This window comes from Erythrobacter sp. HKB08 (assembly GCF_004114695.1).
In the GTDB taxonomy this organism is placed as follows: Bacteria; Pseudomonadota; Alphaproteobacteria; order Sphingomonadales; family Sphingomonadaceae; genus Parerythrobacter_A.
Genome location: NZ_CP035310.1, coordinates 1,001,722 through 1,017,093 on the forward strand (window position 1 = coordinate 1,001,722; position 15,372 = coordinate 1,017,093).

Consider the following 15,372-nt stretch of genomic DNA (forward strand, 5'->3'; position numbering starts at 1 on the left):
TATGTGGCTTGCAGACGTTTCGATCCGGCGACCGGTATTCGCGACGATGCTGATCGCTTCGCTCGTCGTACTTGGCTTGGTCTCGTTCAACCGGCTCGGCGTCGACCTCTTTCCTGAGGTAGAGTTTCCATACGTCTCTGTAACAACCGCTCTGTCGGGCGCTTCTCCGGGCACCATGGAAACCGAAGTCACCGACGTCATAGAGGAACAGCTCAACACGATCGCCGGCTTGCGCCAGATGCGATCGATTAGCGCCGAGGGTGTAAGCATCGTCAATCTCGAGTTCGAGCTGGAGGAGGATGCCGACCTCAAGGCGCAGGAAGTACGCGACAAGATGTCGCGGCTGGCGGCCGATCTGCCGGACGATTCCGAACCGCCGGTGATCGAGAAGGTTGATCCCGATGCCGCGCCGATCCTGTCGGTTCTCCTGTCAGGCGACATGCCCATCCGCAACCTGACCACTTTTGCTGATGAGGAGGTGAAAGAGCGATTGCAGCGCGTGCCCGGCGTCGGTTCGGTCGAGCTGGTTGGCGGGCGAGAACGCGAAATGCGCATATGGCTCGATGCGGCTGCGATGCGCGCGCGCGGAGTAACGGCAGACGATGTGCTCGGCGCGATCCAACGCGAGAATGCCGAACTGCCCGGTGGTCGCCTGGTTACCGAGGGGCGCACGCGCCAGTTCGGCATCCGCACCCTTGCCGAAGCACGAACGGCGGCGGAATTTGCCGCGATACCGATCCTTTACCGGCCCAATGGACAGACTGTTCGGATCGGCGATGTAGGGCGCGTCGAAGACTCCATTGAAGACGAGGAGAGCTATGCCCAGCTCGATGGGGAACCGGGCGTTGTTCTCGAAGTCCGCAAGCAAAGCGGCGAGAACACGGTCGCTGTGGCAGAACAGATCCGCGCAGAAATCGAAAGCATCCGGACCACCGCTCCCGAGGGCGTCAATTTCATCATCGCTCGCGACACGTCTCGCTTTATTGAACAGGCCATTGGCGACGTGCTGTTCGACCTCTTCATTGCCGTGGTGCTGGTGGTGGCAGTGACCTTCCTGTTTCTCCTTAGCTGGCGCGCAACGGTCATCGTGCTACTTGCTATTCCGACCTCGATTGTCGCAACCTTTGTTGCCTTCGCGGCTTTCGATTTTACTGTTAACATGGTCACGTTGCTGGCGCTGACAGTCGCTATCGGCCTGTTGGTCGACGATGCCATCGTTGTGGTCGAGGCGGTCCAGAACGACGTTGATGAAGGGGGAGACGCGACCGAAGCTGCCCACACTGCAACCAGACGAGTGGCCTTGGCAGTGCTGGCAGGCACATTCGCGACGCTGGCGGTGTTTGTGCCGATCGCCTTCATGGAAGGAATTGTAGGTCGTTTCTTCTTTCAATACGGTCTGGCAATCGTCTTTTCGGTCAGCGTGTCGATGCTGGTCGCCTTCACGCTCACACCAGCACTATCGGCAAGGTTGCTGCGCCCCGAACATGCGGAAAGTGGCTGGCTCGGACGCGTTGAACGGTTCCATATCGGGATGCGTCAACGCTACGAAAGGCTCGTGTCCTGGGCGATCAACCGCCGTTATCTCGTGCTTGGGGGGGCGCTCGCCAGCGTGCTGATCGGCGGATTTTTTGCCGCGCTCGTTCCGAGCACCTTCATGTCCACCACGGACCGATCCGAGTTCCTCGCGACGGTCAAGCTCCCTCAGGGCACAGGGGTTTCCGAGGCGAAGAAGGCGGCAGAGCAGGTCGATGCCTCGCTGCGCCAGAATCCTGAAGTCGAACTCGTTTTCGTGAGTGCGGGCAGCGGAATCAATCCGAAGATCAACGAACTGGATGTATATATCGGGTTGACGCCCAAGCGGTCGCGCGAGGCAACGCAGGACGACGTGATGACTTTCGCGCGGAACGAGATACTGGGAGATGTTCCGGCAGCGCGGGAGGTGTCCGTGGAGGAGGTTCCATGGGTATCGGGTGCCGGGGTCGGACAGACTGCAATTGAATTGATCATCACCGGACCGGACATCACAGCCATCAACGAATACGCGCGGTGGCTGGAGGGCGAGCTTGCCGCACGATCCGAATTTGTCGACGTACGTTCGTCTTACGAAGGTGGCAGGCCGGAACTGCAAATCGTCCTCGACCGCGACCGGGCCGCCGATCTCGGGATTTCTGCGCGCAGCCTGGCCGCCGCATCGCGAACGCTGGTTGGCGGAAGCGATGCAGGTACGTTTGAGGCTGATGGACGTCGCTATGACATTCGCGTGCGCCTGGAGGAAAGTGGACGACAGGGGCTTGGCGATGTCGAGGTACTTCCGCTCAGAACCGGACAGGGCACTCTGGTCGATCTTGCTGCCATTGCCGATGTCGACGTTGCGCTGAGCGCTGCGGAAATTGAGCGCATCGATCGATCGCGCCAGATTTCAGTGCTCGCCAATACGGCTCCCGGTGTGGCGCTGAGCGTTGCCGTGGCTGATGTGGAAGAGTTGCTCACCGCCAATCCGCCACCTGCCGGCTTGGCGACGCGAATGGAAGGCACTGCCCGTCGCCTCGCCGAAACCAGCGAGGCCATTATCTTTGCATTCGCACTCGCAATCGTCGCGCTCTACATTGTGCTCGCCAGCCAGTTCAACAGCTTCGGGCAACCCATTATCATCATGCTTACGGCACCACTGTCGTTCTCCGGCGCCTACTTCCTGATGTGGGCAGCGGGCCAGGAAATGAGCCTGTTCGCGCAAATCGGCATGATCGCTCTGATGGGGATTGTGATGAAAAACGGTATCTTGCTCGTCGATCTCGCCAATCGGTATTGCGAAGCTGGAAAGGATGCTGCTTCTGCAATGCGCGACGCCGCGCCAGAACGCTTACGACCCGTCCTCATGACTGCGCTTGCTGCCGTATTCGGGATGCTGCCAGTAGCGCTGGCGCAGTCAGATGCAGCGGAGTGGCGCAATGCTATGGGTTTCATCATCATCGGCGGGCTAACCACTTCGACTTTCCTGACTCTGCTCGTAGTCCCGGCAGCCTACGCGGCAGCCTCGGACCTACGAAGTGTCGTGACCAATTTCAGACCCCCGTTTGTGCAGAGACCGTCGTAGGAAGGCGCGCTGGATTCGTCGGTAACAGTTTTTGTGATCTGCGCGCGGTCGAACAAATACTGTCCGCTTTCCACCCTCATTATGAGACGTTGGTGGTCTATTAGAATGTCCGCTATCAGGATTGCGCAGAAGCTATCTCAATGTCTTAAATGGGGTACAAATCGGAAGCACCTTCTCGGCAGGAGTGGTTGCTCACGCTCCGATTGTGGAGTGGGCAAATGCTTCCCTAGATCAGTCAGTGCATTCGACTGGCACGACCTCCGTACATTGGAACTTGACAAGCACACCGTACGCAGCGGTGCCGCCGAGAGTTTTTGTTAGATATCATGATGTTGGACGTCATTTTATGGGTGTGGAACTTCTAACTTGAACGTGATTTACGAATTGGATTCGCAAGTCACTCCCAAGTCGGAGACATCCAAGCTGTTGAAACCACTGATGAACTTTTCATTTTCCTACAGGCTGGCCGTGACTTAAATTGGTCGTCGCCTTCCGAAGGGTGAGCCAGGTTCTTTGAACACAAGGAGCTTGGATAAATGAAAAGGAATCATTGTTTACAGACTTACGTTACCGCTCAAGTTGACGACTGGATAAAGGCCAAAGCGCGTGAGCGCGGGGTAAGCTCCAGCATCGTGGTTGGCGATTGCATCCACGATGCATGGACGCGCGATATGGAGGCAGACTTACGCACGCCTGCCACCGATCCGATGCGTCAGAATATCTTCATCACGGTCGCGCTGGATGCGTTGCTCACGTACCATCCCGAAACCGATCTGCGCGATCTAGTGGTCGATGCCTATCACCGTAGGCTCGTCCGCCTCGGCCTTGTCGCACCCCGTCCAGAGGGAGGCGACCATGGCGAATGAGATCGAGCAACTGTCGATGCCGTTTCTCATGGCGATTGGCGAAGATGTGTCGCGCAAAACGGACATCAAACGTGTCTTGAGGCTCAAGGAAGTGCGGCACAAGACAGGCCTTGGCCGGTCCACAATCTATCGCTGGATGGACGAAGGAAGGTTCCCCAAACCGGTCCGACTAGGAGCGCGTTCGGTCGCATGGATCGAGCACGAGATCGACGAATGGCTGATGAGCCGGAGCAAGTGATGATGCTCCGGCTCAGCCGCAATGCGGGTCAGTTGAGCCTGCCATTGCTGGTGCAAAAGGCAGCCCAATCGCGCATCAGGTCGCGCCGCTTGTCAAGGTAGTTGGTACGTCGATAAGCGGCCTCAACCTTGTTTGCGACGGTGTGCGCAAGCGCGGCTTCGGCGACCTCGCCGGGGTAACTGGTTTGCTCCGCCGCCCAGTCGCGGAACGAGGACCGGAAGCCGTGCACAGTGAAGGGTAATTTGGCGTATCGGAGGATCTTGAGCAGCGTCATATCCGACATCGGTCGCAAGACATTGCGACCGGGAAAGATCATGTCGCTGCACTCGGCGTAGAAGGGACGGGCACGTTGCAAGACATCGATTGCAGCGTCAGTAAGCGGAACTACGTGCTCCTTACCAACCTTCATGCGCTCGGCGGGAATGGTCCAGAGCCTGTTCTTGAGGTCGATCTCGGCCCATTTTGCACCCCGCACTTCCCCTGAACGGGAAGCGCACAGGATCAGGAATTCGAGAGCGAGGCGGGCAACGGTTGTGCGCTTGTGGAGATGTTCCAAGAACGCCGGAATGTCCTTGTATGGCATTGCAGCAAAGTGGCTATCCTGTTTGGGTTGGCGGGGAAGGGCGCGACCGAGCGAGCGCATCGGCGCTTCGGTTTCGCGCATACCATTGGCGTAGGCCCAGTCGAGAACGACCCCGATGCGTTGCTTCACGCGGCGCGCAGTCTCGGGCTTGTCCAGCCAGATTGGCAGCAGGCATTCGCGAATGACTGGACCTTCGATGTCATCGACCAGCCGGTCACCAAGCTTTGGAAAGGCGTACTTCTCAAGTGTCGTGATCCATTGCGTCTGGTGCTTGCCATTCTTCCAGCCCGCCTTCTGTTCCTCGTGAACAGTGCGCGCCGCATTGGCAAAGGTCGGCACCACGACCTCCTGCCTCTTGCGCTCTGCGATCGGATCAATGCCGCGCTGTATGTCGCGGCGCATTTCGAATGCGTTCTCGCGCGCTTCCTTCAAGTTGACGAGCGAAAGAGAGCCGAGCCCGATATCGCGACGCCTCCCTTTGATCGTGCTGCGGAGCACCCAGTAACCCTTGTTCTGGGCAGTTAAGACAAGCGCCAAACCGTCGCCATCTCCGTAACGTCCTGGTTCCTTGAGGTTTCGAATCTGTAGTGCGGTGAGCTTTCCCATATCCATCCTTTCCATTCCGCTCCCACATCTGCTCCCACAATTCTTCGTAGAAATAGTGGGAAGATGTAGAACATAATAAGAACATAAGAATCCAATGCAAGGCCGAAAAACTGCAGAATTCTGCGACTTTCACGGCCTTATTGGGATCTCAGGGGATGTTATAGGTGGCGGAGACGGAGGGATTCGAACCCTCGATACCCGGTATGGGTATGGTTCCTTAGCAGGGAACTGGTTTCAGCCACTCACCCACGTCTCCGCATTCGCCGTAGCGATTAGGGGGCGCGCTATAACGGGGCGCTTGGCGGGCGGCAAGGGTGGATATCGCATCGCGGCAATTCAATCGTTTCGACCCTGTGCGGACTCGTCTGACCGTATTTTCGATTCGGCCTGCCGCGCATCCATTGCCTGTTCATGTGCAATGGATTCTCTTGGACGCGGGTTATTGTTTTGACGGATCGGGAGACGGCCATGCCGTTGATTCAACTGGCACAGCAGCGTTTCGCCAAGGGTGTCGCAGGTTTCATCGCGGGTGCGCTCGCCTTTGCAGCGCCGGTCGCCGCGCAGATCGAGACGGTCGATCCGTCGGTCGCGATCGATGGTGACCTGATGGAACAGCCGGGCGATGCGCCGGTGTACGACGCGCCGGCCAGTCCTCCGGAACAGGTGAATGCTCCGCAAACCGACACGCGCCCGTCGGTCAGCGAAGTGTTCGACGGACAGGGTGGCGCTGCCGATGGCGCTGAGGTTGCGCCCAGCTGGAGCAATCCGGTGGTCACCTCGGGTGATGCATCGGAAGCGGCGAGTCAGGCTGCAGGCGACCCCGAGGTCGCGGCTGCGCAGGATGCGACCTACAAGGAAGACGACCTGATCGGCGCGGCGCAAGGCGTGTTCGGCAAGGGTGCCGAAGGGGTCGCGCGGCTCATCCAGGACCTGCTGAAAGAGCAGGGCGAGCCCAACGCGTATATCGTCGGGCGCGAAGCGGGCGGGGCGTTCATCCTCGGTGCGCGCTACGGCTCGGGCACGCTCTATCACAAGGTCGAAGGCCAGAAGCCGGTTTACTGGACCGGTCCCTCGATCGGCTTCGATGCAGGCGCGAATGCGGGCAACACCTTCGTGCTCGTCTACAATCTCTACGACACCGAAGAGCTTTACGAGCGCTTCCCCTCGGGCGAGGGGCAGGCCTATGTCGTCGGCGGCATGACCGCGAGCTATCTGCGCAAGGGCGACACGGTGCTCATCCCGATCCGCGTAGGCGCGGGCCTCAGGCTCGGGGTCAACGCGGGCTACATGAAGTTTTCCAAGAAGCAGCGCTGGCTGCCCTTCTAGTCGCGAAAGAAAACCTGCCGGGAAGGCAGGCCAAATGACTTGATAGAGACGGCATCCCTGATGCAAGGGAGCGGCATGCTCGACCGTCTCGAACCGCAATCGCCCGACGCGCTGCTGGCGCTCATCAAGCTCCACGCCGCCGACGAGCGCGAGGACAAGATCGACCTTGGCGTCGGCGTCTATCGCACCGACGACGGGGCGACCCCCGTATTCAAGTCGATCAAGGCCGCCGAAGAGGCGCTGATCGGCGAACAGCAGAGCAAGTCCTATCTCGGGCCTGAAGGCGACCTCGGCTTCGTCCACTCGCTGATGCCCTATATCTTCGGCAAGGACGCGACGATGGGCGGCCGGATCGAAGGCATGCAGACGCCCGGCGGCACCGGCGCTGTCCGCCTCGCCGCTGCGGTTGCCAAGCATGCCGGCGCAACCCGCATCCACATGGGCACGCCCAGTTGGCCGAACCACGCGCAGATCTTCCGCGATCTCGATCTCGAAGTGGCCGCTTTCGACCATGCCAATGCGGACGGAACGGCAAACCTCGAAGCGGTGCTCGAAGCGATCCGCGGGGCGGGCGAGAACGAAGCCGTCCTGCTGCATGGCTGCTGTCACAACCCGACCGGTATCGACTACACGCCCGCGCAATGGGTCGAGATCGCCGAAGCGCTGGCCGAAAGCCCCGCGCTGCCGATCCTCGATGTCGCCTATCACGGCCTTGGCCACGGGCTCGAGCAGGATGCCTATGGCGTGCGGCGCGTGCTGAACGCGGTCGACGAGGCACTGATCGCCTACAGCTGCGACAAGAACTTCGGCATGTACCGCGACCGTGTCGGCGCGCTTTATGTGATGGCGAAGAATTCGAGCGGGCTCGACCCGATCCTCTCGAACCTCAATGCGCTGGCTCGTGCGAGCTGGTCGATGCCGCCGGACCACGGCGGCGCAGCGGTGCGGCTGGTGCTGCGCGACGACACGCGCAGGCAGCAGTGGCTCGACGAGCTGGAATCGATGCGTAATCGCCTGCGCTGGGTGCGTGAGCGCTTGGCTGCGGCCGACAACCAGGTGAGCGGCCTCGATCTCGCCCCGCTGGCGGAGCAGAACGGGATGTTCGCGATGCTGAAGCTCGACAAGGACCAGATCGCGCGCCTGCGCGAAGAGCACGCGGTCTATATGGCGGGCTCGGGCCGGATCAACGTGGCCGGTCTGACCAAGGGCAATATCGACAAGTTCATCGCTGCCCTGGCCGACGTCGCGGGTTAGCTCGCGCGCAGGCTTTCCATGCGTTTCAAATAACGGGCAAGTACGTCGATCTCGAGATTGACGGCATCGCCCGCCGCGAGCGTCCCGAGCGTGGTGACTTCACCGGTGTGCGGAATGATGTTGAGCATGAAGTCGCATGCCCCGTCGCTCTGGTCTTCGACCGAGTTCACTGTCAGCGACACACCGTCGACGGTGATCGATCCCTTCGCCGCGATGTAAGGCGCCAGCTCGGCAGGCGCGCGGATGACGAGACGCGTCGAATCGCCGATATCCGCGACCTCGACCACCTTGCCGACCGCATCGACATGGCCGGTGACGATATGGCCGCCGAGTTCGTCACCCATCTTGAGCGCGCCTTCGAGGTTGAGCTTGCGCCCCTCGGTCCACAGGCCCGGCACGCTGCGCGACACGGTCTCTCCGGACACATCGACCGCGAACCAGCTATCGCCCTTCGCGCCGCCACGATCGACCACCGTCAGGCAGACGCCCGAACAGGCGATCGACGCGCCGATGGCCATGGCTTCAGGGTCGAACGGGCAGGCGATGCGGATATGCAGGTCGCCGCGCTGCTCGACGCTTTCGATGGTTCCGATTGCAGTGATGATGCCGGTGAACAGATGCGCCTCCTCTAGCGGGTGCGCTCATAGGCTTCGAACGTGTCGCTGCCAAGCTGGCGCCGTTCGACCATGCGCCAGCGGCGGTGCGCATCGCCGAGCGAGGCCAGGCCGATGTCGCCGATTGCGGGTCGTCCGCCGCCGATGAGGATCGGAGCGCGATAGATTTCGAGCCGGTCGACGAGGTCTTCCTCGAGGAACCCCGCCGCCGTCTGCGCGCCGCCTTCCACATAGAGGTACTGGATGCCGTCGAGATTCGCGATCTGGCCCGGCGCATTGATGACCCGCACCCCATCGGGCGGGATGCCGCGCGTCAGGAGGATGCGCTGCGGACTGCGATCATCGAGGCCCGGCAGGCGGACATCGAGGCGCGGCTGGTCCGCGCGCCAGGTGCCGCCGCCGACGAGGATCGCATCGCTCATGGCGCGGCGCGAGTGGACATGCGCGCGGGCTTCCTCGCCGGTGATCCACTGGCTATCGCCGCTGGCAGTAGCGATGCATCCGTCGAGCGACATGGCGAGCTTGAGCGTGACATGCGGTCGGCCAAGTTCCCGCACGGCAAGGTATCCGGCGAGGCTGGCGCGCGAGGCTTCGCAGGGCATGTGCTCGGCTTCGACGCCGCCATCCTTCAGGATTTCGAGGCCTTCGCCTGCGGTGCGGGGATCGGGGTCGAGTACGCCGAACACGCAGCGGCCGACTTCGGCCTCGACGATCGAGGAGGCGCAGGACGGGCCGCGCTGCGACCGGTGTGCACAGGGTTCGAGCGAGCAGTAGAGCGTCGCACCCTTCGCCGCCTCGCCCGCCTGCGCGAGCGCAACGGCTTCTGCATGGGGGCGTCCGCCGGCCTGTGTCCAGCCGCGTCCGACAACCTTGCCTTCGGCGACGATGATCGCCCCGACCGCAGGGTTGGGCGCACTGATGGGCCGGGCACGCGCGGCGAGGCGAGCCGCCGCGGCCAGCCAGTCGGCATCACTCGGCCGAGGTGTCACCAGTGCCTGTCTCTGTTTCGCGGCCGAGAAGTTCCGCCCGCTGGCGCGCTTCCTCGGCTTCTTCACGGGCGCGCTCTTCAGCGATCTCGCGTTCCATTTCCTCGGTATCGAGCCCGGTCGCCTGACCAAGCGCACGATAAAGCTCGCGGCGGCGCTCCTCGCGTTCTTCGCGTGCCTGGCGCAGCGCATCCTGCTGTTCCTGGTTGGCGCGGTTGGACGCGAGGATCTCCTCGTCGCTGCGTCCTTCCTCGAAGGTCGAGATGTAGATCACTTCGGGCTCGGCCGGCAGTCCGATGACGCGTTCCTGCGTGAACAGGAAGATCAGGCCGAAAGTCATCAGCATCGATACGCCGAGGATCGGCCAGCGATGCGGGTTGGGGCGAGAGAACTCGCTCCAGAAATCCTTGATGCCCGGAACGGGATTGAGGCGGCGGAGAAAACGCATGGTGCGCAACATAGGCGCTCGCGCGGCGCTTCGCCAGTGAAAGCGCCCTTATCCGAAATGGCGGTAGAGCGAGCGCCCGTGCTGTTTCAGCCAGCCGTCTGCGGCGCGGATATCGTGTTCGAAGATCGATGCGAGGAAGGCGTGGAACTGCGGCCCGTGGTCGAAATGGACGAGGTGCGCGACTTCGTGCGCCACGACCGAGCGGCGCACTTCGTCGCTCGCCATGACGAGCCGCCAGTTGATCCTCACCGTGCCGGAAGTCGAGCAGCTGCCCCAGCGACGCTTGGCGCTCGACAGGGCGAGGCTTGGCGCTTCGACCTCTGCGCGCTCGCAATAGAATGCGAGGTCGGCGTGGAGCAATTCCTTGGCCTCTGCCTTGAGCCAGCGCTCCACGCGGGCGGAGATGGATTCCTCCGGGCCGCCGAGGTGGAGGGCGTCCTGCGCGAAAGCGACCCTGCGCGGCTTGGTCGCATCCCACTCGATCCTCACCGGAGCTCCGCGGAAGGCGATCTCGCTCCCATGACCGACCGAGGTGCGCGGCTGCGACTTGGCGAGCTGCCTGCCGAGCCATTCCTCTCGCGAACGGGCGAATTCGAGCGCCTCGCGCGTCCGTCCCCAGCGCGGGATCGAGATGCGCACGGCGCTGCCGTCGGGTTCCATCCGCATGGTCATCCGCTTTGCCGTGGGATGGCGCCGGATGTGCAGCGGGATCATCTTCCCGCCGATCTCGATCCGGGGATCCTGCATGTCGGGGCGCAGCCAGTCGATCATCGCATCAGTCCCACTCGACCACATGATGTTCGAGGGGCCCTGCATCGATCTCGCTGACGACCCGCCCGGCTACCGATACCCCGGCCTGCTTGATCGTCTCCCGGCTGCCGGAGAGAAGGTAGTGCCATTCCCGCAGCGGCTTGCCCTCTGCCCGCAGGCGATAGGCGCAGGTCGAGGGTAGCCATGGCACATCGTCGATGATCTTCATTGTGAGGCGCAGGCAGTCCGGCACGAAAGCCTTTCGGTTGCGATAGTCCGAGCATCGTGCGGTTTCGCAATCGAGCAGCTTGCAGGCGACATTGGTATGCTCGACCTCGCCGGTGTCGGCATCTTCGAGCTTGTGCAGGCAGCACTTGCCGCAACCGTCGCACAGGGCCTCCCATTCCTCCCGCGTCAGTTCGGCAAGGGGAAGCTCCCAGAACCTGTCCCTCATCGCACCCAGCGCTCGAGCTCCGCCGCGACACCCTCCGGCCCTTTGTCGGTCGGTACGATGCCCAGCGGTTCGCCCTGCGGTCCGAACAGGTAGGTGAAGGTGGAATGCTCCATCAGATAGCCGCCCTCGGCAGTTTCCTCGCCCTTGATCGCGACGACACCGAAATCCTCGGCGACCTTGGCGATCTGTTCGGGCGTTCCGGTGAGGCCGATGAGGCGCGGGTGGAAATTGTCGATGAACTCGCCGACGACTTCCGGCGTATCGCGCTCCGGATCGATGGTGACGAAGATCGGCTGCACCTTGGCACCGAGCTCCGGGTTCTCCTGCTCGAAGCTCGAGAGGCCTTGCGAGAAGCGTCCGACGTCGGTCGGGCATATGTCGGGGCAATAGGCGAAGCCGAAATAGACCAGCCGGTATTGCCCGTCGAAATCGCTCCAGCTCACGTCCTTGCCTTCATCCGAAGTAAGCGTGAACTCGCCCCCGATTTCCGAGCCGCGCAGGTCGACCCCGTCGGGCGAGGGCCCCACCGGTTCGGAACCTGCGCTGCAGGCGGCGATTGCAAGGGAAAGCGGAGCGATGAGACAAAGCAGGGGGCGAAGCATGGCGCGACGCTTCATGCTCTGCTAATCGGCACTGCACAAGAGGGCGAGTCATGCCCTGAACCGAATTTTGGAAGGACGTTACCCATGGCCCGCGCGTTTGTTCGCAAGGCTCTCATCTTGGCCTCTCTCGCAGCCCTGGCGGCCCCTGCCGCCGCGCAGATTTTCTCCGACGGCTACGAGTTCCTCAAGGCCGTGAAGGATCGCGACGGTGAAGCCGTTACCAATGCCCTGAACGAACCGGGCTCGGTCGTCGTCAACACGCGCGACAAGGCCAATGGCGAAACCGCGCTGCACATCGTGACCAAGCGCCGCGACGTCACGTGGATCAAGTTCCTTTCGCAGCGCGGGGCGAACCCCAATATCGCAGATCGCAACGGCGTGACGCCGCTGGTCCTCGCAGTAAATCTCGGCTTCGTCGAAGGTGTCGAGGAACTGCTCAAGGCCGGTGCAGATGTCGATGTGTCGAACGATGCGGGCGAGACGCCGCTGATTTCCTCGGTCCACCGGCGCGATACCGCGCTGATGCGCCTGCTGCTCGAAAACGGCGCGAATCCGGACAGGACGGACAATTCGGGTCGTTCGGCGCGCGACTACGTGGCGCTGATGAACGGGAACACCATCCTGGTCGATTTGCTGAATGAGCACGACAAGAAGGCCTCGGAGGAATCCGACGCCGCGCAGCAGACCTACGGCCCTTCCTTCTGATGACCGAATACGCCGACATGACGCTCGACGAGCTGCGGCTCGCTCTCGCTCCCGAAGTCGGCAACTCGGCCGTGTTCGACGGCTGGAGCGACCAGGCGGTCGAAATCGCTGCGGACATGGCGGGTGCCGATCCGGACGTCGCGCGGCTCGCCTATCCCGGCGGCGCGATGGACATGATTGCCGCATGGATCGAGAGCGTCGATGCCGCGATGATCGCCAGCTTCTCGCAGGAAGACCTCGCGAAACTGCCGATCCGCGAGCGGATTCGCACGCTGGTGCAGTTCCGGCTCGATGCGATTGCCGGTCAGGAAGAGGCGCTGCGGCGCGCGACCGCGATCATGGCCATGCCGCAGAACGCGGCGAAATCGCTCAAGACCGGCTGGAACTCGGCCGACCTGATGTGGCGGCTCGCCGGCGACACGGCGACCGACTACAACCACTATACGAAGCGTACGATCCTCGCCGGCATCTATGCCGCGACGCTCGCGGTGTTTGCCGAGGACGATTCGGAAGGCAAGGCCGAGACCCGCGCCTTCCTCGACCGCCGTATTGAAGGCGTAATGAAATTCGAGAAGGCCAAGGCCAAATGGCTCAACCCGCAGGGTGAAACCTTCAGCCTCACGCGCTTCCTCGGACGCCTGCGCTATCCGGCGAACTGATCCGCCTGCCATTCACTATTGATAATCAGTTGCAATTAGCTGGTGCCTCTGGCAGCGCGCTGCGCATGACGCTGGATGGAATCAAACTGGGCAGCCGCGTGCGGATTATCGCGGTCGACTGGGACAGTATTGCGATCGAGGATGCCAAGCGCCTGCGTGCGCTCGGGATCGACGACGGCGCGGAAATCGCGCTCGCGCACCGCGGCGTTTTCGGCACGCGCGACCCGCTGGCCGTAAGCATCGGTCGCACCACAATCGCCATTCGCCGCTCGCATGCGCAGGCCATGACGGTGGAGGTCCAATGACCCGCCTTCGCCGTGCCGCGCTCGTCGGCAACCCCAATGCCGGCAAGAGCGCCCTGTTCAACGCGCTGACCGGTGCGCGCCAGAAAATCGCCAACTATCCCGGCGTGACGGTCGAACGAAAAGTCGGCCGGATCGAATTGCCCAGCGGCGAACCGATCGAGCTGGTCGACCTGCCCGGCAGCTATTCTTTCGACGCATCCAGCCCCGACGAGGAAGTGACCCGCAAGGTCGTGATGGGCGAATTCCCGGGCGAGGCGAAGCCCGATGCGCTCGTCCTCGTGCTCGACGCAGCCAATCTCGAGCAGCACCTGGTCTTCGCGCAGGAAGTCATCGAGCTGGGCGTGCCGACCGTGGTCGCGCTCAACATGGTCGACCTCGCAGAGCGCGACGGGCTGACGCTCGATCCTGCAGCCCTGTCGCAAGCGCTGGGCATCCCGGTCATCTCGACCGTTGCCGTGCGCCGCAAGGGATTGGGCGAACTGCTCGAAGCCATCGGCAGCGCCGAGGCGAAGGCCGAGACGATGGATCATGCCGAACCGCGTCCGCACATCACCCTGCCGGAGCGCCGCCTGACCGCGCGCAACATCGCCAAGGCGGCAATCCTTGCCGAAAGCCGCGAGCGGCGCCTGCATGCGGGCCTCGACAAGGTGTTGCTCAACCCGTGGCTCGGCCCGCTCGTCCTGCTCGGCCTGCTCTTCGTGATCTTCCAGGCGGTCTTTGCCTGGGCGACGCCGTTCGCCGATGCGCTAGACGCAGGTGCGGGCGCAGCCTCGCAATGGGTCGTTGCCAATTTCCCCGAAGGTTTCCTGCGCGATCTCGTGACCGAAGGCATTATCGCAGGCGTCGGTTCGGTCGTCGTCTTCCTGCCGCAGATCGTCATCCTCTTCGCCTTCATCCTCGTCATGGAGGCTAGCGGGTACATGGCCCGCGCGGCCTTCGTGATGGACCGCCTGATGGCGAGCGTCGGCCTGTCGGGGCGCAGCTTCATCCCGCTGCTTTCCAGTTTCGCCTGCGCAATCCCGGGCATCATGGCGACCCGCAGCATCGCCGATCCGAAAGACCGGCTGACGACGATCCTCATCGCGCCGCTTATGACCTGTTCGGCGCGCCTTCCGGTCTATGCCGTGATCATTGCCGCGGTCATCCCGGCGACGAGTGTGGGGCCCGGCATCGGCCTCCAGGGGCTGGTGCTGTTCGCGCTGTATGTCGCCGGGATCGTCGGCGCGATGGTCGTTGCGCTGGTCCTTCGCCGCTCGGTCACCAAGGGGCAGGCGAGCGGCTTCATCATGGAACTGCCGCGCTACCAGTGGCCGCGCCCCAAGGACATGCTCATCGGCCTGTGGCAACGTGCGTGGGTCTTCCTGCGCCGTGCGGGCACGATCATCTTCGCTGCGACGGTCGTCCTGTGGCTGCTGCTGACCTTCCCCAAGGCCGATCCGGGCGAGAGCCAGATCGATGCAAGCTTCGCCGGCCAGATCGCCAGCGCAATGCACCCGGCTTTCGAGCCGGTCGGTTTCAACCGCGAAATGACGCTTGCGCTCGTGCCCGCCATGGCGGCGCGCGAAGTTGCGGTCTCTTCCCTTGCGACGACCTATGCGGTCGAATCGGAAGACGAGGACGCGACCATGGAGGCGCTCGAAACCGAGGTCGCCAAGCGCTGGAGCCTGCCGACTGCGCTCGCCTTCCTCGCGTGGTTCGTCTTCGCACCGCAATGCGTTTCGACCATCGCAGTCGCGCGGCGGGAAACAAACGGGTGGAAATGGCCCGCCTTCATGGTTGGGTATTTGTTCGCGCTCGCTTACATCTTCGCGGGAATCACTTACTGGAGCGCGCTCGCCCTGGGGCTTTAGGCGCGCTTCTCGAAATCTAGCGAAGGAAGCGA

The 15,372-nt window shown here is 62.6% G+C and carries 16 protein-coding genes and 1 tRNA gene; 9 read left to right on the top strand and 8 right to left on the bottom strand.

Translation table 11 applies throughout. The features are described from left to right. The first annotated feature begins 1 nt into the window (after window position 1). From EO245_RS04720 to EO245_RS04730, 3 genes are all read left to right on the top strand, one after another. Window positions 2–3,094: an efflux RND transporter permease subunit gene (locus tag EO245_RS04720; protein ID WP_255416952.1), complete on the top strand. Its 3,093-nt coding sequence runs from the start codon at window positions 2–4 to the stop codon at window positions 3,092–3,094. 536 nt (window positions 3,095–3,630) lie between these two features. Beyond that, window positions 3,631–3,960 (top strand): hypothetical protein, encoded by a 330-nt coding sequence (locus tag EO245_RS04725; protein WP_128891848.1) that lies wholly within the window; start codon window positions 3,631–3,633, stop codon window positions 3,958–3,960. Then, window positions 3,950–4,198 (top strand): helix-turn-helix transcriptional regulator, encoded by a 249-nt coding sequence (locus EO245_RS04730; RefSeq protein ID WP_370246176.1) that lies wholly within the window; start codon window positions 3,950–3,952, stop codon window positions 4,196–4,198. Before EO245_RS04725 ends, EO245_RS04730 begins: the two co-directional genes overlap by 11 nt. A 28-nt stretch (window positions 4,199–4,226) precedes the next feature. Here EO245_RS04730 and EO245_RS04735 read toward each other — a convergent pair whose 3' ends face one another. Further along, a complete protein-coding gene (locus EO245_RS04735; RefSeq protein ID WP_128891849.1) occupies window positions 4,227–5,387 on the bottom strand; it encodes a site-specific integrase in 1,161 nt (386 codons plus the stop codon). 165 nt (window positions 5,388–5,552) lie between these two features. Continuing rightward, window positions 5,553–5,643: transfer RNA gene (locus EO245_RS04740), tRNA-Ser, on the bottom strand. A gap of 212 nt (window positions 5,644–5,855) precedes the next feature. On the opposite strand from EO245_RS04740, the gene EO245_RS04745 reads away from it, so the two are divergent. Further along, window positions 5,856–6,713: a DUF1134 domain-containing protein gene (locus EO245_RS04745; protein ID WP_128891850.1), complete on the top strand. Its 858-nt coding sequence runs from the start codon at window positions 5,856–5,858 to the stop codon at window positions 6,711–6,713. Window positions 6,714–6,788: 75 nt separating this feature from the next. Next, window positions 6,789–7,967: an aromatic amino acid transaminase gene (locus EO245_RS04750; RefSeq protein WP_128891851.1), complete on the top strand. Its 1,179-nt coding sequence runs from the start codon at window positions 6,789–6,791 to the stop codon at window positions 7,965–7,967. Here EO245_RS04750 and EO245_RS04755 read toward each other — a convergent pair. The 6 genes from EO245_RS04755 to EO245_RS04780 are packed head-to-tail and all read right to left on the bottom strand — an operon-like array spanning window position 7,964 to window position 11,746. Continuing rightward, a complete protein-coding gene (locus tag EO245_RS04755; protein WP_128891852.1) occupies window positions 7,964–8,584 on the bottom strand; it encodes a riboflavin synthase in 621 nt (206 codons plus the stop codon). The two genes, EO245_RS04750 and EO245_RS04755, sit on opposite strands and share 4 nt — an antisense overlap. Window positions 8,585–8,595: 11 nt before the next feature. Then, window positions 8,596–9,573, bottom strand: coding sequence for a bifunctional diaminohydroxyphosphoribosylaminopyrimidine deaminase/5-amino-6-(5-phosphoribosylamino)uracil reductase RibD (gene ribD / locus EO245_RS04760; RefSeq protein ID WP_370246179.1), 978 nt, complete (start codon window positions 9,571–9,573; stop codon window positions 8,596–8,598). After that, on the bottom strand, window positions 9,551–10,015 hold the full coding sequence (locus EO245_RS04765) for a hypothetical protein (protein WP_128891853.1): 465 nt from the start codon (window positions 10,013–10,015) through the stop codon (window positions 9,551–9,553). Before EO245_RS04765 ends, ribD begins: the two co-directional genes overlap by 23 nt. 48 nt (window positions 10,016–10,063) lie before the next feature. Further along, window positions 10,064–10,786, bottom strand: a complete 723-nt coding sequence (locus EO245_RS04770; protein WP_128891854.1) for a M48 family metallopeptidase — start codon at window positions 10,784–10,786, stop codon at window positions 10,064–10,066. A gap of 4 nt (window positions 10,787–10,790) precedes the next feature. Beyond that, window positions 10,791–11,219, bottom strand: a complete 429-nt coding sequence (locus EO245_RS04775; protein ID WP_128891855.1) for a YcgN family cysteine cluster protein — start codon at window positions 11,217–11,219, stop codon at window positions 10,791–10,793. After that, entirely contained in the window at window positions 11,216–11,746 is a 531-nt protein-coding gene (locus EO245_RS04780) for an SCO family protein (protein ID WP_234026963.1), read from the bottom strand. Before EO245_RS04780 ends, EO245_RS04775 begins: the two co-directional genes overlap by 4 nt. A 159-nt stretch (window positions 11,747–11,905) precedes the next feature. Between EO245_RS04780 and EO245_RS04785 the strand changes: the two genes are divergently transcribed. The 4 genes from EO245_RS04785 (at window position 11,906) to EO245_RS04800 (ending at window position 15,340) form a co-directional block, all read left to right on the top strand. Next, window positions 11,906–12,526 carry an ankyrin repeat domain-containing protein gene (locus EO245_RS04785; protein WP_199798683.1) on the top strand — a complete coding sequence of 207 codons (621 nt, stop codon included), beginning with the start codon at window positions 11,906–11,908 and terminating at the stop codon, window positions 12,524–12,526. Beyond that, window positions 12,526–13,185, top strand: coding sequence for a COQ9 family protein (locus EO245_RS04790; RefSeq protein ID WP_128891857.1), 660 nt, complete (start codon window positions 12,526–12,528; stop codon window positions 13,183–13,185). The genes EO245_RS04785 and EO245_RS04790 overlap by 1 nt, the downstream gene beginning before the upstream one ends. A 65-nt stretch (window positions 13,186–13,250) precedes the next feature. After that, window positions 13,251–13,490, top strand: coding sequence for a FeoA family protein (locus EO245_RS04795; RefSeq protein WP_128891858.1), 240 nt, complete (start codon window positions 13,251–13,253; stop codon window positions 13,488–13,490). Further along, the gene (locus tag EO245_RS04800) at window positions 13,487–15,340 is read left to right on the top strand and encodes a ferrous iron transporter B (RefSeq protein WP_128891859.1); all 1,854 of its coding nucleotides are present in this window, start codon (window positions 13,487–13,489) and stop codon (window positions 15,338–15,340) included. The genes EO245_RS04795 and EO245_RS04800 overlap by 4 nt, the downstream gene beginning before the upstream one ends. Window positions 15,341–15,372 lie beyond the last annotated feature (32 nt).